Genomic DNA, 23,799 nt, shown 5'->3' on the forward strand with positions numbered 1-23,799 from the left:
CCCCGGCGGGCGACGAGTCGCTGTCGACAGCCGGGGGCGTCGCGCGCCCCTACCCGCTCACGACCAGCTGATCGCAGCGCTCCACGTACACCTCGACCACCGGCGCGTCGCGCACCCCGTCCGGGCCCGCCTCGCACAGCAGCTCCGCGATCAGGTCGTCGAGGTCCTCGAGGTCCTCGAGCGCGCCGCCGCCCTCGTCGGGGTCGTCCCCGAGGTAGTTTCGGACGAAGCGGCGCTCCTCCTCGCTGATCCTCTCGGGCGCCCCCTCGTCCGCCGTTCGGCCCCGACCCGCCCCGGGCTCGCGCTCGCAGAGGCGCGTGGTCACGATCCGGCGCACCTCCCGGGCGAACTCGGGGTCGTCCACCTGCTCGGGTCGCATCACCATGACGAGCGTCCCCGGCGGGTAGTCCCGCTCGTCGTCGCGCGCCTCCCGCTCGAACCTCAGTGCGAACCTCGCCTCGGGCCAGTGCAGTGACATCCCATGCTCCCTTCCTCGTCCGCGTCCGTGGCGGCAAGCCTAGCAGGTGGCGGGGCGCGCTGTCTGACGCCCCGCCGACGGTCCCCTTCGTCCGCAGGTGGGCGCGTCGCGACCCGATGGAGGGGCACCCGCGGCTCGGCGGACGGCGCCTTCGCGCCCGCGGGCGGCCCCGTCGGGCGGCACCGTCGGGCGACGACGCGCCCTCGCCGCGCGAGTCGTGCCGCCCCGCGCCCGCTTCTCCCGCCCCGCGCGGCGGGCACTGTTACGCGTCGGAAAACGCGGCGCGCCGGACACTTTACTGTGCTAAAGTGTGCTCGGCGGATCGGGACGTCCCATGGACCTCCCTCCCGCCGCCGAATCGTGCCCCGCCACGGTCCCAGAGGAGGGAAACCACCGTGATTGCAGGAACCCCCCGCGGCTTCCGCGACATCCTCCCGCGCGAGGCGCTCGCCCGCGAGCGCATCAGCGCCACCGTCCGCGCGTGCTTCTCGGCCCGCGGCTACCTTCCGGTCGAGACGCCGCTGCTCGAGGACCGCTCCGCCATCGAGCGCGGTGCGCGCGTGCGCGACTCCGCGTTCCAGCTCTTCGACACCGACGGGACGCTGCTCATGCTCCGCCCCGACCTCACGCTCCCCGTCGCCCGCCTCGTCGCCGGCCGCGTGGGGGCAGGCGAGCTCCCGGCGCGCTTCCGCTACAGCGCCCCGGTGGTGCGCGAGGAGCCGAGCCTGCGCGGGCAGCCCCGGCAGTTCACGCAGCTCGGCGTCGAGCTCGTGGGCGAGGACGGCGCCGCGGCGGAGGTGGAGGTCGTGCGCCTGCTCGCCGAGGCGCTCGGCGCGCTCGAGGTGCCCGCGTGGCGCATCGTGTTCGGGTCGGTGCGCCCGCTCACGGCCCTGCTCGACGCCTGCGCCCCCACCCCCGGCTTTCGCGAGGAGGTCCTCGCCCTCGTCCACGACTCCGACCTCGTGAGCCTCGACGAGCTCGTCGCCTCCGTCCCGGACCTCGCCCCCGAGGCGTCGCGCGCCCTCGCCGAGGTCCCCCGCCTCTCCGGGGGCACCGAGGTCATCGCGCGCCTCGACGCCCTTCTCGCCGGCGCCGGCGTTCCCGAGGCCGAGCGCGGCACCGCCGAGCTCGCGGAGCTCGCCGACGCGCTCGCGGACCTCTTCGACCAGGGCCGCCTCTCCTTCGACTTCTCGATCATCAACTCGTTCGACTACTACACCGGCATCATCTTCAAGGGCTACGCCGAGGGCATCGCCGCGAGCCTCGCCTCGGGCGGCCGCTACGACGCGGTCCTCGCGAACCTCGGGCGCCCGGGGCTCGCCGCCTGCGGCTTCGCCCTCTCGCTCGAGCGCCTGCAGGAGGTGCTCGGGGAGCCGGGCGAGTCGGGCGTGGTGACGCCCGGGGTGCGTCTGGCGGAGCGCCCGCTGCGCATCGCGGTGCCCAAGGGCTCGCTCTTCCGCGAGACCGTCGCTGCCCTCGCGGCGGCGGGCCTGCCCACCGGCGAGCTCTCCGATCCCGGCCGCAAGCTCGTCATCCGCGAGGGTGACGTCGAGTACGTCATCGTGCGCGCCCAGGACGCGCCCGCCTTCGTCGGCCACGGCGGGGCGGACTGCGGCGTCTGCGGGAAGGACTCGCTCATCGAGGCGGGGCTCGACCTGCTGCAGCTCGTCGACCTGCGCTACGGGGCGTGTCGGTTCGTGGTGGCCGAGCCCGCCGCGCGCGCGGGGGAGGCGGAGCGCAACTACCAGTGGCGCGGCACCGTGCGCGTGGCGACCAAGTACCCGCGCATCACCCAGCAGTACTACGACGCGATCGGCCAGCAGGTCGACATCGTGACGCTCCACGGCAACATCGAGCTCGGGCCCATCGTCGGCATGGCCGACCGCATCGTCGACATCACGGCCACGGGCACCACGCTCGCCGAGAACGACCTCGTCATCGTCGACGACGTCATGGCGTGCACGGCGCGCTTCTTCGCGGGCCCCGCCGCCTATCGCTGCGACAAGAGGATCCGCGACCTCGCCGCCCGGCTCGCCGAGGTCGCGAGGGAGGGGGAGTGAGCCATGAGAAAGGTCATGCTCGAGGGGGGCCGCCGGCTCACGCAGGCGGACCTCAACCGAAGCGGCGCGCTGCCGGCGGACGTCATCGCCTCCGCCGAGCGCATCGTCGACGACGTCCGCGAGCGCGGCGACGAGGCGCTGCGCGAGTGCTGCCTGCGCTTCGACGGCGCCTGCCCGGACGCCTTCCGCGTCCCGGACGACGCGCTCTCCCGCGCGCTCGACGCCGTCGACCCGGCGTTCCTCGCGGCGCTCACCCGGGCGCGCGACCAGATCCGCGACTTCCACGAGCGCGAGCGCGAGCAGTCCTGGTTCACGACGCGCCCCGACGGAACGATCCTCGGCGTGCAGGTGACGCCCGTCGCCTCCGCGGCCGTCTACGTCCCCGGGGGGCGCGCGCAGTACCCCTCGACCGTGCTCATGGACACCGTCCCGGCCAAGGTCGCGGGCGTTGCGCGCGTGGTCATGCTGACCCCGCCGCAGGCGGACGGCACGCTGAGCGCCTACACGCTCGCCGCCGCCGCGCTCGCCGGCGTCGACGAGGTCTACGCCGTGGGCGGGGCCCAGGCGATTGCGGCCGCGGCGTACGGCACCGAGTCGGTCCCCGCGGTCGACAAGATCGTGGGGCCGGGCAACGCCTACGTGGCGGCGGCCAAGCGCTACGTCTCGGGCGACGTGGGCATCGACATGGTGGCCGGGCCCTCGGAGGTCTGCGTGCTCGCCGACGCCACGGCCGACCCCGTGGTGGTGGCCGCCGACCTCATGGCCCAGGCGGAGCACGACCCGATGGCGAGCTGCTACCTCGTGACCTGCGACGCGGGCCTCCCCGAGCGCGTGCTCGCCGCCGCCGAGACGCTCCTCTCCCAGAGCCCGCGCGAGCAGATCACGCGCGCGAGCCTGGACGAGCGGGGCGTCGTCGTGGTGGCCGAGTCGCTCGAGGCGGCCGTCGACGCCGTGAACGTGGTGGCGCCCGAGCACCTCGAGCTCCACTGCGAGGACGCCATGGCGCTTCTCGGCAAGATCCGCAACGCCGGAGCCATCTTCGTGGGGGCCTGGAGCTCCGAGCCGCTCGGGGACTACGTCGCGGGCCCCAACCACACGCTGCCCACCGGCGGCACGGCGCGCTTCTCCAACCCGCTCGGCGTCTACGACTTCCAGAAGCGCTCGAGCGTGATCTGCTACACGCCGGAGGGGCTGCTCGCCGACGCCCCCGCCGCGCAGACGCTCGCCCAGGCGGAGGGTCTGTGGGCGCACGCGCTCTCCGTGGGGCTGCGCCGCCGCCTGGCTGAGGGGGACGCCCCCGACCCCGCGGACGTCCGCCGCGTGGCCTGGCCCGAGGACCTCGTCGCGCCGGCCGGCATCCCGCTCGCCGGGGCGGCGGCTCCGGGCGACGGCGCCGGGGAGGCGTGAGCGATGGGCGAGAAGAACCTCGGCCTCGCGTCTCGCGTGCGCCCCGCGCTGCGCTCGTTCGTGCCCTACGACCCGGCGTTCTCCCCGTGCCGCGTGAACCTCTCCGCCAACGAGAACACCCACGAGATGCCCGCCGAGTACGTCGGGGCCGTGCGCGCGGCCCTCGCCGCCACGCCGCTCAACCGCTACCCGGACCCGATGGCCAACGCCCTGCGCGACGCCCTCGCCGAGCGCCACGGCGTCGGCCGCGGCAGCGTCGTGGTGGGCAACGGCGGCGACGAGGTGCTCTTCAACCTGCTGCTCGCCTTCGGCGGTCCCGGCCGCCCCCTCGTCACCTGCCCGCCGGACTTCTCCGAGTACGCGCTCTTCGCCCAGATGACCGAGACCCCGCACGTGACGGTGCCGCGCGACGCCGAGGACTTCTCGGTCGACGTCGACGCGCTCGTGGCCGCCGCCCGCGGGGCGGCGCTCGTGATCGTGACCTCGCCCAACAACCCCACGGGCAACCTCCTCGACCGCGCGCTCGTCGAGCGGCTGCTCGACGAGACCGACGCCCTCGTGCTCGTGGACGAGGCCTACGTGGAGTTCGCGCCCCCGGGGTCGAGCGTCGTCGACCTGGTCGCCGCGCGGCCGCGCCTCGTGGTGCTGCGCACCCTCTCCAAGGCGTTCGGCATGGCCGGCGTGCGCGCGGGCTACCTCGTCGCCGACCCGGCGGTCGTGGACGTGCTCGCCTCGGTGCGTCAGATATACTCCGTAGACGTGCTCGCGCAGGCCGCCGCGCTCGCCGCGGTCACGCACCGGGACGCCCTGGCGCCCGTGGTCGCGGACGTGACGTCCGAGCGCGAGAGGCTCTCGGCGGGGCTCGCCGCGCTCCCCGGCGTGCGCGTCTGGCCCTCCGCCGGCAACTTCGTGCTGGTGCGCGTGCCCGGGGCGCATCGCGTCTGGGAGCGCCTGCGCGACGAGCACTCCGTCCTGGTGCGCGACTTCTCGTCGACGCCGGGGCTCGGGGACTGTCTCAGGATCTCCGTGGGCACGCGCGGCGAGAACGACGTTCTTCTCGACGCGCTGGCCACGCTTACGAGGGAGGAAGCATGACAAGGACCGCCAAGGCCGTTCGCGGGACCTCCGAGACCGACATCGGCGTCTCGGTCGACCTGGACGGGACGGGCGAGGCCGACGTCGAGACCGGCATCGGCTTCTTCGACCACATGCTCTGCGCGCTGGCACGCCACTCGCTCGTCGACCTGACCGTGCGCGCCAAGGGCGACACCCAGGTCGACGACCACCACACCGTCGAGGACACGGGCATCGTCCTGGGCCAGGCGCTGCGCGAGGCGCTCGGCGACAAGCGCGGCATCCGCCGGTTCGGCAGCGCGCTCGTGCCGCTCGACGAGGCGCTCGTGATGGCCGCCGTGGACGTCTCCGGGCGCGGCGAGCTCTACTGGGACGTGCCCATCGGCCCCGACAAGGTGGGGACCTTCGACACCGAGCTCGGCCACGAGTTCTTCTGCGGCCTCGCTCGCGAGGCGGGCGTCACCCTCCACCTGCGGCTCGTGTGCGGCTCCAACGCGCACCACATCCTCGAGGCCACCTTCAAGGCGTGCGCCCGCGCGCTGCGCGAGGCGCTCGAGGACGACCCGCGCGTGAGCGGGGTGCCCTCCACGAAGGGGAGCCTGTGATGGCGCGCGCCGGGCGGATCGTCGTGGTGGACTACCACAAGGGCAACCTCTCCTCGGTGGTGCGCGGCATCTCCGATGCGGGGGGCGACGCCGTGGCGTCCGACTCGCCCGACGCCATCCGCTCCGCCGCCGCGGTCATCGTGCCCGGCGTGGGCAACTTCGGTGACGCCATGTCCTACGTGCGCGATTCCGGCCAGGCGGACGCCGTCCGCGACGCCCTGGCGCGCGGGGTGCCCTTCCTCGGCATCTGCCTGGGGATGCAGCTGCTCTTCGAGCGCGGGAACGAGACGGGCGACGGCTCGTGGGCCGAGGGCCTGGGCGTGCTCCCCGGGTCGGCCACGCGCCTGGAGTCGAGCCGCCTCAAGGTCCCCCACGTCGGCTGGGACCAGATCCACCTCACCCCGCTCGGCCGCGCGTGCCCGCTCTTCGCGGGCGTGCCCGAGGGCGCCAACGTCTACTTCACGCACTCCTTCGCGCTGGCGGACGACGTGCCGGACGAGGTGGTGGCGGCGCGCACCCACTACGTGCGGAGCTTCGGCTCGGCGGTGTGGCGCGACAACGTCTACGGGGTGCAGTTCCATCCCGAGAAGAGCTCCGCGGCGGGGCTCGCGATCCTGCGCAACTTCGTGTCCCTGGCCCTCGGGGGGACGGGAGGCTCCCGATGATCCTCTTTCCCGCAATCGACCTCGTGGCCGGCCGCGTGGTGCGCCTCGAGCGCGGGGAGCGTTCGCGCATGGACGTCTACTCCGACGACCCCGCGGCGGTTGCCGCGTCGTTTCGCGACGCCGGGGCGAGCTGGGTCCACGTGGTCGACCTCTCCGCCACGCTCGAGGAGGACGGGGCCGCCCGCGCCGCCAACGACGCCGCCATCCGCGCGATCTGCTCCGTCCCGGGCATCTCGGTGGACGCGGGCGGCGGGGTGCGCGACCTCGCCGCCGTCGAGCGACTGGCGGGGCTGGGCGTGCGCCGCATCGCCATCGGGACGGCGCTCGTGCGCGACCCCGCCTTCGCCGCCGAGGCGGCGCGCCGCTACGGCGAGCTCGTCGTCGCCGACGTCGCGGCGCGCGGGGGAGAGGTGCGCGTGAACGGCTGGCGGGAGGGCGCGGCGATCTCTGCCGACGAGCTCGTGGCGCGCCTCGCCGACCTGGGGTACCGTCACCTCGTCTTCACCGACGTCGCGCGCGACGGGATGCGCTGCGGCGTCGATGCCGGGGCGTACCGCCACGTGGCCGAGGTCGCGGGCTTCCCCGTGGTCGCATCGGGCGGCATCGCGAGCCTGGGCGACCTGCGCGCCCTGGCCGCGCTCGGCCCCGGCGTCATCGAGGGCGCCATCACCGGACGGGCCCTCTACGAGGGGTCCTTCTCGCTCGAGGACGCGCTCGACGCCTGCGCGTGACGCCATCGACCCGGGGAGAGGAACGTGCAGTACCGCACCTGCCCCCGCAACGGGGACCGCATATCCGCGCTCGGCCTGGGCTGCATGCGCCTCCCGGGGGCGCTCGGCCGTCCGGACGAGCGGCGGGCCCGCGAGATCATCGCCCGCGCGGTGGAGCGCGGCGTCAACTACCTCGACACCGCCTACCTCTACCCGGGCAACGAGGCCTGCGTGGGGGCCTCCCTCGAGGAGCTCGGCCTGCGCGACCGGGTCCTCCTCGCCACCAAGCTCCCGCACGGCTCGGTCCGCTCCGCCGCCGACCTCGACCGCATCTTCGACGAGCAGCTGCGACGGCTGCGGACGGACCGCGTCGACTACTACCTCATCCACAACGTGACGAGCCCCGCCCAGTGGGAGCGCCTCCGGGACCTGGGGGTCGAGGACTGGATCGAGCGTCAGCGCGCCGCGGGGCGCATCCGCCGGATGGGGTTCTCCTACCACGGCAGCGCCGGGGACTTCCCCGTGGTGCTCGACGCGTACGACTGGGACTTCTGCCAGATCCAGTACAACTATGCGGGGGAGCGGTACCAGGCGGGCACCGCGGGGCTCCTCGCCGCGCACGAGCGCGGGATGGCCGTCTTCGTGATGGAGCCGCTCCTGGGCGGAAGGCTCGCGGACCGTCTGCCCGACCGCGCGCGAAAGATCCTCGACGCCGCGGCCGAGCCGGGGCTCGCGACGCCCGCCGCATGGGGGCTCTCGTGGGTGTGGGACCATCCCGAGGTGACGATGCTGCTCTCGGGCATGAGCGCGACCGAGCAGGTCGACGAGAACTGCGCGATTGCCGACCGGGCGCTGCCCGGGTCGCTCACGACGTCGCAGCGCGAGGTGATCGCGCGCGTGGTGGCGGAGTTCGAGCGCGCGAACCGCGTCCCCTGCACGGGGTGCAACTACTGCATGCCGTGCCCGAGGGGAATCAACATCCCGGGGTGCTTCTCGGCGTACAACGCGAGCTACGCGCACGGCTGGCTCACGGGGGTCGCGCAGTACTTCACGGCGAGCGCCGTGCGCACGGAGCGCCCCAGGCTCGTGAGCAACTGCGTCCGCTGCGGGGCGTGCGCGCGGCGCTGCCCCCAGGGGATCGACATCCCCGCGCGCCTGTCCGAGGTCGGCCGGCGCTTCCAGCCCGGGCCGGTGGGCTGGGCGCTCGAGGCGTGGTCGCGCCGGCCCCGCGGGCGCGCGTGACGGCGAGGCGCCGCCCGGCCGCGCGCGGCGTGAGGTCGATGCCCCGGTGCGCGCCGGCTTGCCGACGGCCACGACCCGGTGCGCGCTAGATTGCCGCCCGACCGCACCCCGGTGCGCGCCGGCTTGCCGCCCGGCCGCGCCCCGGTGCGCGCCAATTTGCCAGTTTTGTCATTTCACCCAGGCGATTGGGTATAGATTTTTATGCTCGCCTCCGGCGATGGGTGCGTAGGGGGGAGAAGTTTAAACTATCCCTTGTTCTTCTCGACCCGTCTTGTCGGAATGGCGCAATGATTGGGTGGCCGAGCGCCGTTCCACAGGCCCTCCCGGCTTGGCGGGCTACCCAATCGTAGGGGCATTCTGACAGATTCGGCCTTTTCGCGCGCACTCTCGGCTGAGGCCCACCGGCCCCGCTGCCGCGCTCTCGGCCGAGGCCCGCCGGCCCACGCAGCCGCGCCGGCCGCTAGTCCCGGGCCGCTGCGCCGAGGGCGCGGTTGACCGACTCGGCGACGCTGATGCTCGCGGCCACCTTGAGGACGTCGGGCACGACGAAGGGCAGCACGCCGGAGGCGAGGGCGACCGGGGCCGAGAGGGAGTAGACCCCCATGAGCTGGACGGTCCCGAAGAGGTAGCTCACGCCGAGCAGCGCCGTCCCCGCCATGGCGGCGCGGGTGCGGCGGGGCAGGGCCTCGGCGCGCATGAGGGCCGCCGCGGGGGCCATGCCCAGGAGGAACCCCCAGAGGTAGCCGCCCGTGGGCCCGAGGAGCGTCCCGACACCTCCCTGGAAGCCCGAGAAGACCGGGAGCCCGCAGGCGCCCAGGACGAGGTAGACGGCGACCGTGAGAATCGACTCGCGCGGCCCCATGACCTGGGGGATCAGTGCGAGCACGAAGGTCTGCATGGTGAAGGGCGCCAGCCCCAGCGGGACGGTGACCCAGGCGGAGCAGGCGAGCAGCGCGACGCAGACTCCGCAGCGGGCGATCGAGCGAGTGGACACGGCGGCTCCTTCCCGTGACATGTGACAGCCGAAGTATAGGCCAGTCGCCCGGACCCGTCGCCCGGCCAGTCGCCCGGACCAGTCGCCCGGCCAGTCGCCCGGACCCGTCGCCCGGGGCGCCCCGCCTCCGCCCCCGCTATGATTGCCTCATCCGCCGGCGCGCCCGGACCGACCGTCGAAAGGACACCCCATGCTGACCAAGCGCGTCATACCCTGCCTGGACGTGAAGGACGGACGCGTGGTGAAGGGCGTCAACTTCGTCGACCTGCGCGACGCGGGGGACCCGGTCGAGCTCGCGCGCCGCTACGACGCCGAGGGCGCCGACGAGGTGGTCTTCCTCGACATCACGGCCACCTCCGATGACCGCGCGACCAAGGTCGGCCTCGCCAGCCGAGCCTCGGCGGAGCTGCGCATCCCCTACACGGTGGGCGGGGGCTTTCGCGACGTGGCGTCCTGCCGCGAGATGATCGCGGCGGGCGCGGACAAGGTGTCGCTCAACTCCGCCGCGGTGCGCGACCCGAGCCTCATCACCGCGGCGGCGACGGCGTTTGGCAGCCAGGCCGTCATCTGCGCCATCGACGCCAAGCGCGTGCCCGGCGCCGGGGACAGGTGGGAGGTCTACCTCGCGGGCGGGCGCCAGGCAACGGGCATCGACGCGGTTGCGTGGGCGGAGGAGGCGGCCCGACGCGGCGCGGGCGAGATCCTGCTCACGAGCATGGACCGCGACGGAACCAAGGACGGCTTCGACCTCGCGCTCACCCGCGCGGTCGCGCGCGCCGTGCCCATCCCCGTGATCGCGTCGGGCGGCGTGGGCGAGCTCGAGCACTTCGCCGAGGGCATCCTCGAGGGCGAGGCCGACGCCGTGCTCGCCGCGAGCGTCTTCCACTTCGGCACGTTCACGATCCGCCAGGTCAAGGAGTACATGGCCAGCCAGGGCATCCCCGTGCGGCTGGACTTCTAGCCTGCGGCGAGAAGGGCCGGCGGCTCGCCTACGCCACGTCGAGCGGCTCCGCGATCGCGCGGCCGCCCGCCAGGCGCACCGTGAGCGGGCGCGCCTGCGCGGGGTCCTCGGCGGGGAAGTCCTCGCGGTAGTGCGCCCCGCGGCTCTCGGTGCGCGCGAGCATGGCCGTGACGAGGGCGTGGGCCGAGAGGAGCGCCAGCTCGACGCGACGGCTCCGCGCCGCGTCGCGCCAGTCGTCCGCGCGCCCGCACGTCTCGGCGAGGCGCGCGTCGAGCCGCTCGATCAGGGCGAGCTGCGCGCGCAGCCCCTCGTCGCTGCGCGCGAGCAGGCAGCGCTCGTCCATGCTGCGCCGCAGCTCGGAGAGAACCGCCTCCGCCTCGGGCGAGGCGACCGCGTCCCCGAAGTCCCAGTCGACGAAGGCGCCGCCGCTCTTCTCGCCGGCGCGCCCCGCCGCCCACCTGGCAGCCTCGCGTCCCGCGATCTCGCCGAAGACCAGCGCGTTTGCGCTCGAGAGCCCGCCGATGCGGTCCGCCCCGTGCATCCCGCCCGTGGCCTCGCCGCACGCGAAGAGGCCCTCTACCCCAGTCGAACCGCGCACATCTACCAGAATTCCCCCGTTTGAGGCGTGCGCATAGGGAGCTATGCGCACTCCCTCTGCCGGACTCCGCCCGAACGCTCCCTCGAACCAGTCGAAGTAGGTCTGCATGAACTCCGGCAGGCTCTCGGGAAGGTCGTAGTCCACGCGTGCACCGCGCGGGCCCGCGGCGGCGACGGCCAGGTCCACCGTGCGGTCGGCAAGGCTCGCCGAGAAGGGCCCGTGCCCGCCGCGCTCGTCGAGCAGCCGCGCCGCGTCCGGGCCGCCCACGCCCTCCACCCGTGCGTAGCGGAAGGTTCGCTCGTTGAAGACGACGCCGCTCACCGGCTCCACGAGTCCCGGCATGATCTGGATGAACTCCACGTTCACGAGGCGCGCGCCGTGCGAGAGCGCCACCGCGGCCACGGCCCCGCTCACGTCGGGCATCGTGAGCGTGCGCGAGAAGAGCCCGCCGAAGCCGCCCGTCGCGAGCCCCCCCGCGCCCGCGTAGCCCCTGCGCGGCCGCCCTGCGCCCATGTCCACGAGCTCCGCGCCCCCGCCCGCGCCCCGCCCGCCGGTGACGAGAAGCCCCTGGAGCTCGTGGCGGGGCAGCAGCGCTACGCCCGCCCGCTCGAGCGCCGCCTCGGTCGCCGCGCGGTACGAATCGCGCCCGAGGCCGTGCCAGCTGCGGTGCGTGCGGTCGAAGCAGGGTATGAAGTCGCGCTCGCCGGCGCGCTCGGCCCGGCGCAGCTCGACGCCGCGCGCCTCGAGCCGCGCGACCGCGGCGCCGACGCCCCCCGCGAGCACCCGCGCGAGCCGCGGCACCGCCACGCCGCGCCCCACCTCGCGGATCGCGTCCACGAGGTCGTCCACGTCCTTCTCGCCGTCCGGGCCCACGAGGCCGAGCCCCCAGGTGCCCCCGAAGAAGCTCGAGCCGGAGAACGTGGGCCCCGCGCTCGCGAGCGCCACGCGCGCGCCCTCGCCCGCAGCGGCCAGCGCCGCCTCGCAGCCGGCCAGCCCCGCGCCCACCACGAGCACGTCGCACGTCTCGGTTTCCATCGCGTGAGCCATGACAAGCCCTCCATGCTCCTGTAGTAAAGTGGGGGCACCCGAACGAGGAGGACAGGTGTCCCAGCCAGACGACCAGTATAGCTATGCCGGGGAGCGGCTCGAGCCCGTGGGCCTCGACGCCGCCAACGTGCGCTTCGACGAACGCGGCCTCGTGCCGGCCGTCGTGCAGCAGGCCCTCACCGGGGAGGTGCTCATGGTGGCGTGGATGAGCGAGGAGTCGCTCGCCCTCACGCTCAGGACCGGCACCACCTGGTTCTGGAGCCGCTCGCGCCAGGAGCTCTGGAACAAGGGCGCCACGAGCGGCAACACCCAGCGCGTGCGCCGCATCCTCGTCGACTGCGACGCCGACACGCTGCTCGTCGAGGTGGACTCGCCGGGCCCCGCGTGCCACACGGGGCGCCGCAGCTGCTTCTATCGCATCATCGACCAGGGCTGACGCACCGCGCGCCCTGCACACGGGGGGAGAACATGGGCGAGAGAACCGCCAACGTGCACGACGGCGACATCGGCGAGACCCTGACGGGGCTGGCCGCCGTCATCTCCGGGCGCCGCGAGGCGTCCCCCGACGCGTCCTACACCGCGCGCCTGCTCCAGGGCCCGGAGGACCGCCTGCTCAAGAAGCTCACCGAGGAGGCGACCGAGGTCGTCATGGCCTGCAAGGACCGCGACCACGACCACATCCGCTACGAGGCCGCCGACCTCGTCTACCACCTGCTCGTGACCATGGAGCGCTACGGCGTCACCGTGGCCGAGCTCGCCGGCGAGCTCGACGCCCGGCACCGGTAGGGGAGGCGCGCATGGCAAGGAGGCCAGAGCACGTCGCCGAGAAGGACCTCGCCTCGACGATCCAGCCCGTCATCCTGGGCGCCGACTACTCCGCGTACGCCTACGTCCGCGCGTTCTGGGAGGCCTACGGCGTCCACTCGATCATCTACGGAAACTTCGACGTCAAGTCGATCTCGCGCACCCGCTTCGCCGAGTACCGCGTGGTCGCGGGCATCGACGAGGAGGGCCCCCTGCTCGAGCTGCTGCGCTCCGCGGGGGAGGAGCTCTGCGACGCCGGTCGCCTGCCCTTCCTCGTGACCTGCGGCGACTTCTACGCGCGCATCGTCTCCGAGCACCGCGCGGAGCTCGAGCGCTGGTTCTACACGCCGGTCGCCGACTTCGACGTGCTCGACTTCGTCACGCAGAAGGAGAACTTCTACCGCACCTGCGAGGAGGTGGGCATGGACTACCCCAGGACCCGCTTCCTCGACTGCTCGGACCCCGACGCGGAGGTCGACGACGAGGGCTTCTCCTACCCGCTCGTCGCGAAGCCGTCCAACTCGGCCGCCTACCACTACGCCGAGTTCCCCGGCAAGAAGAAGGTCTTCGTCGTCGAGGGCCCCGAGGAGCTGCGGCGCATCTTCGACGAGCTCAAGCGCTCGAGCTACGACGAGAGCCTCATCGTCCAGGAGTACGTCCCGGGCGGGGACTCGCACATGTACGCCGTCTACGCCTACGCGGACGCCCGCTCCGACGTGGCGTTCTCCGTCTGCGCCCACGTGGGCCTGGAGGACCACCACCCCGGCGCCATCGGCAACGCCGTCGCCATGGCGCCCGAGCCCAACGAGGAGGTCGAGGCGGCCGTCGCGCGCTTCCTCAAGCGCGTGCGCTACCACGGCATGTGCTGCTTCGACGCCAAGTTCGACGCGCGCACGGGCGCCTTCAAGTTCCTCGAGATGAACGCCCGCCCCGGTCGGAGCTCCTGGATCGTGCTGCTCTCGGGCATCAACTTCGCCCGCATCCAGGTGGAGGACGTCGTGCTCGGGCGCGACCCGGTCCCGGTGGTCCCCTCCGACGAGTGGGTCTACGTCGCGGTGCCGAGGGGCGTCATCGCGCGCTGCATGCCCGAGGGAGCGCTCAAGGAGCGCATCCTCGCCGCCTTCCGCACCGGGCGCGCCCGCTTCGCGCTCGACTGGCGCGCGGACTGCGCCGCCCAGCGCCTGTGGGCCTACGTCAACTACTACCACCAGGTCTCGAAGTTCAAGAAGTACCTCCCGCACGGGGACGCGTCGTGAGCGAGCGCGGGAAGGCCCCCGGCGACCGCGCGTCGCTCGGGGGCGGCCCCGTGTCCGGCGCCGCCCCGGGGAGCTCCCCCCACGCCGCCCCCCTCCCTCGCCGAGCAGGTGGCGCTCGTGCCCACCGAGCCGGGCTGCTACCTCTGGAAGGACGCGCGCGGCACGGTGGTCTACGTCGGCAAGGCCAAGAACCTGCGGGCCCGCATGCGCCAGTACGTGACCCTCCAGGACGAGAGGGAGAAGATCCCGCTCATGATGGAGGTCGTGAGGTCCTTCGACTACGTGGTGGTGGGCTCCGAGCACGAGGCGCTCGTCCTCGAGCGCAACCTCATCGCGCAGTACCACCCCTACTTCAACGTCGACTACAAGGACGACAAGTCCTACCCGTTCATCGCCATCACCGAGTCGGACGTCTTCCCGGCCATCAAGTACACCCGCGAGAAGCACAGGAGGGGCACGCGCTACTTCGGCCCCTACACCGACGCCCGCGCCGCCCGCGAGACCATCGACACGCTGCGCAAGGTCGTGCCCATCTGCATGGCGACCTGCGCCGAGTGGAAGCGCGCCCGCCGCCTGCTCGAGAAGAGCCCCGAGGCGGCCTCCGTGGCCAACCTCATGCTCGCCGAGCGGTGCCGCCCGTGCTTCGACTACCACGTGGGGCGCGGGCCCGGGGTGTGCGCCGGCATGATCGACACCGTGGAGTACGCCCGCCACGTCAGCCAGGTCGAACGGTTCCTGCGCGGCAACCGCTCAGAGATCGTCGGGGAGCTCACCGAGCAGATGCGCGCCGCCGCCGCCGACCTCGACTTCGAGCGCGCGGGGCGCATCAAGGCGCGCCTCGACAGCCTCGACGCGCTCGACGACCGCCAGCAGGTGGTCTTCTCGTCGAGCGTGAGCCTCGACCTCTTCGGCTTCTACCGCGAGGAGACCATCAGCTGCGCCTGCGTCTTCGTGGTGCGCGAGGGCCGCACGGTGCGCTCCTCGGAGTTCATCCTCGACAAGGGGCTCGACGTGGGGGAGGAGGAGCTCGTCGGCGGCTTCGTCAAGCGCTACTACGACGAGACCTCTGACATCCCCTCGGAGGTCGACGTGCCCTGCGAGCTCGCGGACGCGGAGGTCGTCGCCGGGTGGCTCGCCGAGAAGGGAGGGCGGGCCGTGCGCCTGCACCGCCCGCAGCGCGGCGAGAAGCGGCGTCTGCTCGAGATGGCCGCCTCCAACGCCCGCCACGCGCTCATGCGCTACATGGTGCGCACCGGATACGCGGACGAGCGCACCAACAAGGCCCTGCTGCAGCTCGAGAGCGCCCTCGCGCTCGACGCGCCGCCCATGCGGATCGAGTGCTTCGACATCTCCACCCTGCACGGCCACTTCACCGTCGCCTCGATGGTGGTCTTCACCAACGGCCGGCCCGACAAGTCGCAGTACCGCAGGTTCAAGATCCAGACCCCGCTCACCGAGGCCAACGACTTCGTGTCCATGTCCGAGGTCCTGGGCCGGCGCTACGCGCCCGAGCGCATGGCCGACGAGCGCTTTGGCAGCCGTCCCGACCTGCTCGTGGTCGACGGGGGAAAGCCGCAGCTCACCGCCGCCATGGAGCAGCTCGCCGAGCTCGGCCTCGACATCCCGGTCTGCGGCCTGGCCAAGTCGGACGAGGAGATCTTCGTGCCCTGGGACGACACGCCGGTCGTGCTGCCGTCCGGGTCCCCCTCGCTCTACCTCATCAAGCAGGTCCGCGACGAGTCGCACCGCTTCGCCATCACCTTCCACCGCGAGCTCCGCGACAAGGCGATGACGGCCTCGGTCCTCGACGACGTTCCCGGCGTGGGCCCCAAGCGCAAGCGCGCCCTCATGCGCCGCTTCGGGTCCCTCAGGCGCCTCCGCGCGGCGAGCGAGCAGGACATCGCGGCGACGCCGGGCATACCAGCTGAGGTCGCACGTGCCGTCCATCAGGCCCTCAACGAACTTGAAAAGATACCAGTAGCTGAAAATCAGGAAAAAGCCGAGAAGAACGACGATTAGTTCTACCTGCGGATGATTGACGACCTGCTTCTTTTCTCTCGAAAGGATCGGTCGGACGAGACAGTATAACAAGCAGACCAGCTTTACCTGTTGATTACATAACTCTGACCGTTTGGGCCACTCGATTCGACCGTTGGGCGGTCTTTGTGAAGATTTCGTTTCCTCTGTCCCTAACCTAGAAGGGGTAAGGGACGGCTGCCGTCACGAGGCGGCCGCAGGAGGAGAAAAGGAAGAGACCATGAAGAAGCTCATCAACAGCGCGGTGTCTCGTCGCACGTTCCTTGGCGGCGCCGCCGCTGCCGGCGCGCTCGGCCTTGCTGCGTGCAACGGCGACACCCCCGAGGGCGAGGGCGGCGACACCACCTCCGGTGGCAACACCATCACCGCCGGCTCCGCCTACGCGCCGTCCGAGTATAACCCCACGAAGACCTCCTCGGCCTTCTGCCTCGGCTCCAACTGGCACGTCCTCGAGGGCCTCTACGGCACCGACCCGCACGACTACTCCACCTTCCCCGAGCTCGCCACCGGCGACCCGGAGCAGGTCGACGACACGCACTTCACCATCACCCTGCGCGAGGGCGCGGCGTTCTCCAACGGCAACGCCGTGACCGCCGCCGACGTGGTCGAGGCCTTCGACCGCACCAAGGCCGACGCCACCTACGGCGCCTTCCTCGCCCCGATCGACTCCCTCGAGGCCACCGACGACGCCACGATCACCGTCACCACGGCCATCGCCAACTTCTCGCTGCTCAAGGAGCGCCTGGCGCTCGTCCGCGTCTTCCCCGCCGGCACCACCGACGACGAGCTCTCCAGCCAGCCCGTCGGCTCCGGCCCCTGGATGTACGACGCCATCACCGACAACACCGTCGACCTCGTCCCCAACCCCAACTACAACGGCTCCTTCCCCGCCGAGGACGCCGGCCTGCACTATGACATCCTCGTTGACGCCACCGCCCGCATGACCGCCCAGCAGCAGGGCACCACGCTCGTCATGGAGTCCGTCACCGCCGACGCCATCGACATGATCACCGAGGCCGGCTGCAAGGTCGACACCGTCCAGGGCTTCGGCACCCGCTTCATCATGTTCAACACCACCAAGGCGCCGTGGGACAACAAGGTCGCCCGCCAGGCCGTCATGTACGCCATCAACACCGACCAGATGATCGACAACATCTTCAACGGCCTCGCCGCCACCGCCAGCTCCTACATCCCGGTGGACTTCCCCAACTACCAGGAGGCCGCCACGGTCTACACCTATGACCAGGAGCAGGCCCAGGCCCTGCTCTCCGAGGCCGGCGTGACCCCGGGCGCCCTCGTCATCCGCTGCACGGACAACACCCAGGCCTCCGGCATGGCCACCCAGGCCAAGCAGGACCTCGACGCCCTCGGGTTCAGCTGCGAGATCAGGGAGGAGACCTCCGCTGCCACCTACGCGGCCATCGACGGTGGCTCCGACGACTTCGACATCCTGATCGCCCCGGGCGACCCGTCCTGCTGGGGCGCCGACCCCGACCTGCTCCTCAACTGGTGGTACGGTGACAACGTCTGGCAGCAGACGCGCACCGGCTGGGGCAGCTCCGCCGAGTTCGCCCAGATCCGCGAGCTCATGAACGCCGCGCTCGGCCAGACCGGCGACGAGCAGCAGGCCACCTGGAAGCAGGTCTACGACCTCATCGCCGACAACGCCGTCCTCTACCCGCTCATCCACGTCCAGACCGTGACCGCCTCCTGGGATGACGCCGCCGCGTCCCCGACCGGCGTCGCCATCGAGGGCTTCGAGGGCATCGGCACGACGGGCATGAACTTCATCGGCTGCAAGACGGTCAGCGCGTAGCCTCTGCCTTCGCTCCGTCCCCGGTCGGCTGCCGGGGCACAGGGACGTTCGAGGGGCCCGGGCTCTGGTTGGCTCGGGCCCCTCTCTTACTCACGTAAGGCATCGAGAGAGGAGAGGGTATGAACAACCTCCTGCGCCTGATCGGCCGTCGCATCATCGCGCTGCCGATCATGGCCCTGGGCGTCACCCTGCTCGTGTTCTTCCTCATGTCCTTCACCGACCCCTCCATCCCGGCGCGCACCGTCCTCGGTGAGGGCGCCTCTCCGGAGGCGGTGGCGGAGTACATGGACGAGCACGGCATGAACGACCCGTGGCCGGTTCGCTACGTCGACTACATCGGCGGCCTCGTCCAGGGCGACCTGGGCACCTACGGCAGCCGCCAGACCCCGGTGGCCAACGCCATCGCCTCGGCCCTGCCGATCACCATGCAGCTCACCTTCTTCGGCCTGCTGCTCGCCGCGATCTTCTCGTTCACGCTCGGCGTCATATCGGCGCTCTACCGTGACAAATGGCCCGACCAGCTAATACGAGTGATATCCATCGCAGGAATCGCGACGCCGTCGTTCTGGCTGGCGGTCCTGCTCATCCTGCTCGTGACGATGGCGCACCTCACGCGCGTCTTCCCGTCCTCCGGCGCGCTGCCGGACATCTTCGCCAACCCCGGCGGGTACTTCGGCCGCATGATCATGCCGGCGATCGCGCTCGCCTTCCCGGTCATCGGCCAGATGACGCGCATCGTGCGCACGGCCATGGTCGAGGAGCTCGACAAGGACTACGTGCAGACGGCCCGCGGCAGCGGCATCCCCGAGAACGTCGTCATTGCCAAGAACGTGCTCCGCAACGCCCTCATCACGCCGGTCACCACGCTCGGCCTCAAGATCGGCTACCTCATGGGCGGCGCGGTCGTCATCGAGGTCATCTTCGCGCTTCCCGGCATGGGCACGCTCATCCAGCAGGGCATCACCGGCGGCGAGATCATGCTCGTCCAGGGCGTCGTCGTGGTCGTGGCTCTGGCCTTCGTCATCATCAACATCGTGGTTGACATGCTCTACCTGCTGATCAACCCGCGCATTAGGACGGTGTAGGCCCCATGACTAAGATTAGGGAAAAGCAGACCGAGAAGCTCGAGAAGGCTGCGTCGAAGGGCCTCAAGCTCGGCGGCCTCAAGAAGATGAGCCTCTCGAGCAAGATCTCGCTCGTCATCCTCGTCCTCGTGGCGCTCTCCGCCATCCTCGCGCCCGTCATCGCCCCGCATGACCCGCTCGAGATCACCAAGGCCTACCAGCCCCCCAACGGGGAGTACCTCTTCGGCACCGACAACGCCGGCCGCGACATCCTCTCCCGCATGCTCTACGGCGGGCAGTACTCGCTCGTGATCGGCTTCGGCGCGACGCTCTTCGCGCTCGTCCTGGGCTCGATCATCGGCGCCGTCGCCGCCGTCGCGCGCAAGGCCGTCTCCGAGGTCATCATGCGCGTGCTCGACGTCATCATGTCCATCCCGGGCATCGCCCTCGCGGCCATCCTCGTCCTCATCCTGGGCAACTCCGTGCCGGCCATCATCTTCTCGATCGGCTTCATGTACACGCCGCAGATCGCGCGCATCGTCCGCGCGAACGTGGTGTCCGAGTACGGCGAGGACTACGTCCGCGCGGTCATCGTCTCCGGCGCCCGCGCCCCGTGGATCCTCATGAAGCACGTCCTGCGCAACTGCATCGCGCCGATCATGGTCTTCACGGTCACGCTCGTCGCCGACGCCATCATCTTCGAGGCGTCGCTGACCTTCATCGGCGCCGGCATCGCCGAGCCCACCCCCACGTGGGGCAACATCCTCTCGTCCGCGCGCGACGGCGTCCTGCTCGGGCGCTGGTGGCAGGCGCTGTTCCCGGGCATCGCAATCATGGTCACGTGCCTCGCGCTCAACATCCTCTCCGAGGGCCTGACCGACGCCATGGCCGCCGCCCCGTCCGCCCCCGTCGCCAACGAGAACGCCGAGAGCCGCCGCGAGGCCGACCTCCTCGTCGCCGACCCCGTCCGCGCCTACAAGGAGCAGGCCGCGTCGCTGTCCCGCCGCCTCGGCGCCCTTCGCGAGGTCGAGCTCGCGCGCACCGACCGGCGCGCGCCCGACTACTCGGTCGAGCCGCTGCTGCAGGTCAAGGACCTCTGCATCGGCTTCCCGCGCCACGGCGACGTCAACGTCGTCGACCACGTCTCCTTTGACGTGCGCCCCGGCCAGTGCATGGCCCTCGTGGGCGAGTCCGGCTGCGGCAAGTCCATCACCACCAAGACCGTGATGAACCTCCTGCCCGACTCCGCCCGCATCACGGGCCAGATCCTCTACAAGGGCCAGGACCTCCTCAAGCTCTCGAAGGAGGAGCACCGCAAGCTGCTGGGCCACGAGCTCGCGATGGTCTACCAGGACTCGCTCTCGTCGCTCAACCCCTCGATGCTCATCTCCGCGCAGATGAAGCAGCTCACGAGCCGCGGCGGCACCCGCAGCGCCGAGGAGCTCCTCGAGCTCGTCGGCCTCGACCCCAAGCGCACGCTCGAGAGCTACCCGCACGAGCTGTCCGGCGGCCAGTGCCAGCGCGTCATCATCGCCATGGCGCTGACGCGCAACCCGTCGCTGGTCATCTGCGACGAGCCCACCACGGCCCTCGACGTGACGGTCCAGAAGCAGGTCATCAAGCTCCTGAACGACCTTCAGAAGCAGCTCGGCTTCGCCATGATCTTCGTGTCCCACGACCTGGCGCTCGTCGCCGAGGTCGCCTCCGAGATCACCGTCATGTACGCCGGCCAGGTCGTCGAGTCCGCCCCCACCAAGGAGCTGCTCACCAACCCGGTCCACGAGTACACGCAGGGCCTGCTCGGCTCCGTCCTCTCCATCGAGGCGCACGACGGCAGCCGCCTGCACCAGGTCCCCGGCTCCGTGCCGAGCCCGGCTGACTTCCCCAGGGGCGACCGCTTCGCGCCGCGCTCGAGCCACCCCACCGTGGGCCTCGACGTGCACCCCGTGCTCAAGCTCGTCCCCGGCACCGAGCACCACTTCGTCTCGGAGATCCCCGACGAGGAGCTCAAGAAGAACGGTCTCGTCTCTCGACTGGAGGTGAGGTAGATGGCAGAGAGCAGCTCCGGGCAGACCCCCATCATCTTCCTTGACAACATCTCGGTCACGTTCAAGTCCCGCACGGGGTCGCTCTTCCACCCCAACCTCGTGCACGCCGTGAACGGCCTCACCCTCAAGCTCATGCCCGGCGAGACCATCGGCATCGTCGGCGAGTCTGGCTGCGGCAAGTCCACCACGGCAAACGTCATGTGCGGCCTGCAGTCGCCGACCGAGGGGCACGTGTACTTCAAGGGCGACGACGTCACGAAGCGCACCGCCGAGCTTCGCAAGAAGATCGGCCGCGTCGTCTCCGTCGTGTTCCAGAACCCGGCGACGGCGCTCAACCCGCGCATGTCGGTCCACGACCAGCTGCTCGACCCGCTGATCGTCCACAAGGTCGGCTCCGACGACGAGCGCGAGGCCCGCGTCAACGAGCTTCTCGGCATCGTCGGCCTGCCGTCGTCCGCGATGTACGCGCTTCCGGGCCAGCTCTCGGGCGGCCAGCGCCAGCGCGTCGCTATCGCGCGCGCCCTCTCCCTCCAGCCCGACGTGATCATCGCCGACGAGCCGACGTCGGCCCTCGACGTCTCCGTCCGCGCGCAGATCCTCAACCTGCTCACGGACCTCAAGAAGGAGCTCGGCCTCGCCATGGTCTTCATCAGCCACGACATCCAGACGGAGCGCTACATCTCCGACCGCATCGTCGTCATGAACCACGGACAGATCATGGAGGAGGGCCCCGCGCGGCAGATCTTCGAGGACCCGCACGACGCCTACACCAAGACGCTGCTCGGCGCGGCGCCCTCGCTGCTCCACCCCAACCTCGGCAAGTAGGCCCACCCGTTCGCTCGCGGGCGCGCCTTCGGGCGCGCCCGCTTTGCGAAATCGGCGGGCGGCAGGTACTTCTCTCCCGCCAGCCGCTAGCATCTGAGCGTGCATCCCGTTTGCGGTCCCCCCGACCGCTCCGAAGAAAGGATCAGCATGGCAGACAAGTTCACGATCAGGGGCGTCGTCCCGCCCGTCGTCGTTCCCGACACGCCCGACCACGAGCTCGACGTCCCCTCGTTCGAGCGCCTCATCAACCGCCTGATCGACGCCGGCGTCGACGGCCTGTTCTTCCTCGGGTCCTCCGGCGAGGTCGTCTTCTCCACCGACGAGCGTCGTCGCCAGATCATCTCCGAGGCGGTGCGCATCGTCGACCACCGCGTGCCCGTCCTCGTCGGCATCATCGACACCGAGACCGAGCGCGTCATCGAGCACGGAAGGGTCGCCACCGAGCTCGGCGCCGACGCGCTCGTCGCCACCGCGCCCTTCTACGCCCTCGGCGGAATGACCGAGGTCGAGGAGCACTTCCGCATCCTGCACGAGGAGCTCGACCTGCCGATCTTCGCCTACGACATCCCCGTGTGCGTGCACACCAAGCTCCCCTGGCCGCTGCTCGTCAAGCTCGGCAGCGAGGGCGTGCTCGCCGGCGTCAAGGACTCCTCCGGCGACGACATCTCCTTCCGCTACCTCTGCCAGGCAAACGAGAAGGCCGGCCACCCGCTGAGCCTGCTCACCGGCCACGAGATCGTCGTTGACGGCGCGTACCTCTCCGGCGCCGACGGCTCGGTGCCCGGCCTCGCGAACGTCGAGCCCGAGGGCTACGTCCGCATGTGGCGGGCCGCCGAGGCGGGTGACTGGGCGACGGTCAAGGCCGAGCAGGACCGACTCAACGACATCTCCCACATCTTCGACGTGACGAGCGGCGTCCAGGGCTACGCGGGAGGCGTGGGCGCCTTCAAGACCGCCCTCATGCTGCTGGGCGTCTTCGACTCCAACACCATGCCGCGCCCGGTCAAGGCCCTCGAGGGCGACAACGTCGAGGCCATCCGCAAGGTCCTCGCCGAGACCGGCCTTCTCTAGGGGAGGAGCTTCCATGAGCCAGACCATCGTCGCCGTCGACATCGGCGGAACCAAGATCGCGTGCGGGCTCGTCACCCTGGGCGGCGAGAAGCCCGTCATCTCCAAGGTGGAGAAGGTCCCCACCGACGCCATGGCCGGCGGTGAGCACGTTCTCGCCACGGTCCTCGCGCAGATCAAGGCCGCCATCGAGCGCGCCGACGAGCCGCCCGTGGGCGTGGGCATCTCCTCAGCCGGCGTGGTGAACCCGCGCAACGGCGACATCACCTTTGCCAACGAGCTCATGCCCGGCTGGGGCGGCACCCGCCTCGGCACCGAGGTCACCGCCGCGACGGGCCTGCCCTGCCGCGTCCTCAACGACGTCCACGCGCACGCCCTCGGCGAGGCGCGCTGGGGCGGCGGGCGCGACAAGAAGAGCTGCCTGGTGGCAGCCGTGGGCACCGGCATCGGCGGCGCGTTCGTCGAGGGCGGCAAGATCATGCTCGGCGCGCACGACGAGGCGGGGCACATCGGTCACGTCTGCTGCCCCGCGGCGGCGGGCGTGCCGTGCTCCTGCGGCGCCACCGGCCACCTCGAGCCGATCGCCGCGGGCCCCGGCATCATCCGCGAGTACGTCCGCCTGGGCGGCGACGAGGCGCTCCCCGACGGGACGCCCATCGACGGCGCGGAGATCGACCGCCGTGCCGCGGCGGGCGACGAGGCAGCCAAGTCGGCTGAGGCGCGCGCCGGCCGCGCGCTCGGGGAGGTCCTGGGCAGCATGTGCAACATGCTCGACCCGGACGTGGTGATCCTCTCGGGCTCCGTGGCCCAGTGCGGCCCCGACTGGTCCGATGCCATGGCCGAGGCCTTCCGCGGCCAGGCGATGCCGCCCGTCGCCACCACGCCCATCGTGGGCGGCGAGCTCGGCGGCGACGCCCCGCTCATCGGCGCGGCGGAGAACTTCGTGGCCTCCGGCTACGCCGAGGTCGAGGACTAGCCCCGCGGAAAACCTGACAAAGGTGACAGGGCAGTTTGTCAGGTTTTCCTTCCGCGACCGTCGC

General features: G+C 71.5%; 21 protein-coding genes. 18 read left to right on the top strand and 3 right to left on the bottom strand.

The window, feature by feature from the left end; translation table 11 throughout:
• Window positions 1-49: 49 nt before the first annotated feature.
• Complete coding sequence (locus tag BQ7106_RS00605) at window positions 50-478, bottom strand: hypothetical protein (RefSeq protein WP_072369700.1); 429 nt, start codon at window positions 476-478, stop codon at window positions 50-52.
• A 395-nt stretch (window positions 479-873) separates the two neighbouring features.
• On the opposite strand from BQ7106_RS00605, the gene hisG reads away from it, so the two are divergent.
• From hisG to BQ7106_RS00640, 7 genes are read left to right on the top strand one after another with little or no spacing between them, the layout of a single operon-like run.
• The gene (gene hisG / locus BQ7106_RS00610; protein WP_240307388.1) at window positions 874-2,538 is read left to right on the top strand and encodes an ATP phosphoribosyltransferase; all 1,665 of its coding nucleotides are present in this window, start codon (window positions 874-876) and stop codon (window positions 2,536-2,538) included.
• A 3-nt stretch (window positions 2,539-2,541) separates the two neighbouring features.
• A complete protein-coding gene (hisD, locus tag BQ7106_RS00615) occupies window positions 2,542-3,945 on the top strand; it encodes a histidinol dehydrogenase (protein ID WP_072369703.1) in 1,404 nt (467 codons plus the stop codon).
• 3 nt (window positions 3,946-3,948) lie between these two features.
• On the top strand, window positions 3,949-5,040 hold the full coding sequence (gene hisC / locus BQ7106_RS00620) for a histidinol-phosphate transaminase (RefSeq protein ID WP_072369706.1): 1,092 nt from the start codon (window positions 3,949-3,951) through the stop codon (window positions 5,038-5,040).
• On the top strand, window positions 5,037-5,624 hold the full coding sequence (hisB, locus tag BQ7106_RS00625) for an imidazoleglycerol-phosphate dehydratase HisB (protein WP_072369709.1): 588 nt from the start codon (window positions 5,037-5,039) through the stop codon (window positions 5,622-5,624). The genes hisC and hisB overlap by 4 nt, the downstream gene beginning before the upstream one ends.
• Entirely contained in the window at window positions 5,624-6,289 is a 666-nt protein-coding gene (hisH, locus tag BQ7106_RS00630) for an imidazole glycerol phosphate synthase subunit HisH (protein WP_072369712.1), read from the top strand. Before hisB ends, hisH begins: the two co-directional genes overlap by 1 nt.
• Complete coding sequence (locus tag BQ7106_RS00635; RefSeq protein ID WP_072369715.1) at window positions 6,286-7,020, top strand: 1-(5-phosphoribosyl)-5-[(5-phosphoribosylamino)methylideneamino]imidazole-4-carboxamide isomerase; 735 nt, start codon at window positions 6,286-6,288, stop codon at window positions 7,018-7,020. The genes hisH and BQ7106_RS00635 overlap by 4 nt, the downstream gene beginning before the upstream one ends.
• 24 nt (window positions 7,021-7,044) lie before the next feature.
• Window positions 7,045-8,241, top strand: a complete 1,197-nt coding sequence (locus BQ7106_RS00640) for an aldo/keto reductase (protein ID WP_072369718.1) — start codon at window positions 7,045-7,047, stop codon at window positions 8,239-8,241.
• A 460-nt stretch (window positions 8,242-8,701) separates the two neighbouring features.
• Here the strand turns inward: BQ7106_RS00640 and BQ7106_RS00645 are convergent, their stop codons facing one another.
• Window positions 8,702-9,235: a biotin transporter BioY gene (locus tag BQ7106_RS00645; protein ID WP_083526811.1), complete on the bottom strand. Its 534-nt coding sequence runs from the start codon at window positions 9,233-9,235 to the stop codon at window positions 8,702-8,704.
• Window positions 9,236-9,425: 190 nt separating this feature from the next.
• On the opposite strand from BQ7106_RS00645, the gene hisF reads away from it, so the two are divergent.
• On the top strand, window positions 9,426-10,196 hold the full coding sequence (gene hisF / locus BQ7106_RS00650) for an imidazole glycerol phosphate synthase subunit HisF (RefSeq protein ID WP_072369724.1): 771 nt from the start codon (window positions 9,426-9,428) through the stop codon (window positions 10,194-10,196).
• A 28-nt stretch (window positions 10,197-10,224) separates the two neighbouring features.
• Here the strand turns inward: hisF and BQ7106_RS00655 are convergent, their stop codons facing one another.
• The gene (locus BQ7106_RS00655) at window positions 10,225-11,841 is read right to left on the bottom strand and encodes an FAD-binding protein (RefSeq protein ID WP_240307389.1); all 1,617 of its coding nucleotides are present in this window, start codon (window positions 11,839-11,841) and stop codon (window positions 10,225-10,227) included.
• A 55-nt stretch (window positions 11,842-11,896) separates the two neighbouring features.
• Here BQ7106_RS00655 and hisI point away from each other — a divergent pair, with 55 nt between their 5' ends.
• From hisI to BQ7106_RS00705, 10 genes are all read left to right on the top strand, one after another.
• Window positions 11,897-12,277 carry a phosphoribosyl-AMP cyclohydrolase gene (gene hisI / locus BQ7106_RS00660; RefSeq protein WP_273396039.1) on the top strand — a complete coding sequence of 127 codons (381 nt, stop codon included), beginning with the start codon at window positions 11,897-11,899 and terminating at the stop codon, window positions 12,275-12,277.
• A 32-nt stretch (window positions 12,278-12,309) separates the two neighbouring features.
• Window positions 12,310-12,627 carry a phosphoribosyl-ATP diphosphatase gene (gene hisE, locus BQ7106_RS00665; RefSeq protein ID WP_072369727.1) on the top strand — a complete coding sequence of 106 codons (318 nt, stop codon included), beginning with the start codon at window positions 12,310-12,312 and terminating at the stop codon, window positions 12,625-12,627.
• Window positions 12,628-12,638: 11 nt separating this feature from the next.
• A complete protein-coding gene (locus BQ7106_RS00670) occupies window positions 12,639-13,901 on the top strand; it encodes a carboxylate--amine ligase (protein WP_072369730.1) in 1,263 nt (420 codons plus the stop codon).
• A gap of 108 nt (window positions 13,902-14,009) precedes the next feature.
• Complete coding sequence (gene uvrC / locus BQ7106_RS00675) at window positions 14,010-15,920, top strand: excinuclease ABC subunit UvrC (protein WP_072369733.1); 1,911 nt, start codon at window positions 14,010-14,012, stop codon at window positions 15,918-15,920.
• A gap of 238 nt (window positions 15,921-16,158) precedes the next feature.
• On the top strand, window positions 16,159-17,754 hold the full coding sequence (locus tag BQ7106_RS00680) for an ABC transporter substrate-binding protein (protein WP_072369736.1): 1,596 nt from the start codon (window positions 16,159-16,161) through the stop codon (window positions 17,752-17,754).
• 119 nt (window positions 17,755-17,873) lie between these two features.
• A complete protein-coding gene (locus BQ7106_RS00685) occupies window positions 17,874-18,839 on the top strand; it encodes an ABC transporter permease (RefSeq protein ID WP_072369739.1) in 966 nt (321 codons plus the stop codon).
• A gap of 5 nt (window positions 18,840-18,844) precedes the next feature.
• On the top strand, window positions 18,845-20,866 hold the full coding sequence (locus BQ7106_RS00690) for a dipeptide/oligopeptide/nickel ABC transporter permease/ATP-binding protein (RefSeq protein WP_072369742.1): 2,022 nt from the start codon (window positions 18,845-18,847) through the stop codon (window positions 20,864-20,866).
• A complete protein-coding gene (locus tag BQ7106_RS00695) occupies window positions 20,867-21,691 on the top strand; it encodes an ABC transporter ATP-binding protein (protein WP_072369745.1) in 825 nt (274 codons plus the stop codon).
• Between the two features lie 147 nt (window positions 21,692-21,838).
• Window positions 21,839-22,762, top strand: a complete 924-nt coding sequence (locus BQ7106_RS00700; protein ID WP_072369748.1) for a dihydrodipicolinate synthase family protein — start codon at window positions 21,839-21,841, stop codon at window positions 22,760-22,762.
• 13 nt (window positions 22,763-22,775) lie between these two features.
• On the top strand, window positions 22,776-23,735 hold the full coding sequence (locus BQ7106_RS00705) for an ROK family protein (RefSeq protein WP_072369751.1): 960 nt from the start codon (window positions 22,776-22,778) through the stop codon (window positions 23,733-23,735).
• The last annotated feature ends 64 nt before the right edge of the window (window positions 23,736-23,799 follow it).

Source organism: Thermophilibacter mediterraneus, assembly GCF_900119385.1.
Lineage (GTDB): Bacteria > Actinomycetota > Coriobacteriia > Coriobacteriales > Atopobiaceae > Thermophilibacter > Thermophilibacter mediterraneus.

What these genes read in the sequence shown, in the direction of transcription:
- BQ7106_RS00655 (WP_240307389.1), bottom strand. Translation starts at nt 11,841, where the DNA reads ATGGCTCACGCGATGGAAACCGAGACGTGCGACGTGCTCGTGGTGGGC.
- BQ7106_RS00690 (WP_072369742.1), top strand. Translation starts at nt 18,845, where the DNA reads ATGACTAAGATTAGGGAAAAGCAGACCGAGAAGCTCGAGAAGGCTGCG.
- BQ7106_RS00635 (WP_072369715.1), top strand. Translation starts at nt 6,286, where the DNA reads ATGATCCTCTTTCCCGCAATCGACCTCGTGGCCGGCCGCGTGGTGCGC.
- hisC (WP_072369706.1), top strand. Translation starts at nt 3,949, where the DNA reads ATGGGCGAGAAGAACCTCGGCCTCGCGTCTCGCGTGCGCCCCGCGCTG.
- BQ7106_RS00670 (WP_072369730.1), top strand. Translation starts at nt 12,639, where the DNA reads ATGGCAAGGAGGCCAGAGCACGTCGCCGAGAAGGACCTCGCCTCGACG.
- hisB (WP_072369709.1), top strand. Translation starts at nt 5,037, where the DNA reads ATGACAAGGACCGCCAAGGCCGTTCGCGGGACCTCCGAGACCGACATC.
- hisH (WP_072369712.1), top strand. Translation starts at nt 5,624, where the DNA reads ATGGCGCGCGCCGGGCGGATCGTCGTGGTGGACTACCACAAGGGCAAC.
- hisD (WP_072369703.1), top strand. Translation starts at nt 2,542, where the DNA reads ATGAGAAAGGTCATGCTCGAGGGGGGCCGCCGGCTCACGCAGGCGGAC.
- BQ7106_RS00705 (WP_072369751.1), top strand. Translation starts at nt 22,776, where the DNA reads ATGAGCCAGACCATCGTCGCCGTCGACATCGGCGGAACCAAGATCGCG.
- BQ7106_RS00680 (WP_072369736.1), top strand. Translation starts at nt 16,159, where the DNA reads ATGAAGAAGCTCATCAACAGCGCGGTGTCTCGTCGCACGTTCCTTGGC.
- BQ7106_RS00685 (WP_072369739.1), top strand. Translation starts at nt 17,874, where the DNA reads ATGAACAACCTCCTGCGCCTGATCGGCCGTCGCATCATCGCGCTGCCG.
- BQ7106_RS00695 (WP_072369745.1), top strand. Translation starts at nt 20,867, where the DNA reads ATGGCAGAGAGCAGCTCCGGGCAGACCCCCATCATCTTCCTTGACAAC.
- BQ7106_RS00700 (WP_072369748.1), top strand. Translation starts at nt 21,839, where the DNA reads ATGGCAGACAAGTTCACGATCAGGGGCGTCGTCCCGCCCGTCGTCGTT.
- hisF (WP_072369724.1), top strand. Translation starts at nt 9,426, where the DNA reads ATGCTGACCAAGCGCGTCATACCCTGCCTGGACGTGAAGGACGGACGC.
- BQ7106_RS00605 (WP_072369700.1), bottom strand. Translation starts at nt 478, where the DNA reads ATGTCACTGCACTGGCCCGAGGCGAGGTTCGCACTGAGGTTCGAGCGG.
- hisE (WP_072369727.1), top strand. Translation starts at nt 12,310, where the DNA reads ATGGGCGAGAGAACCGCCAACGTGCACGACGGCGACATCGGCGAGACC.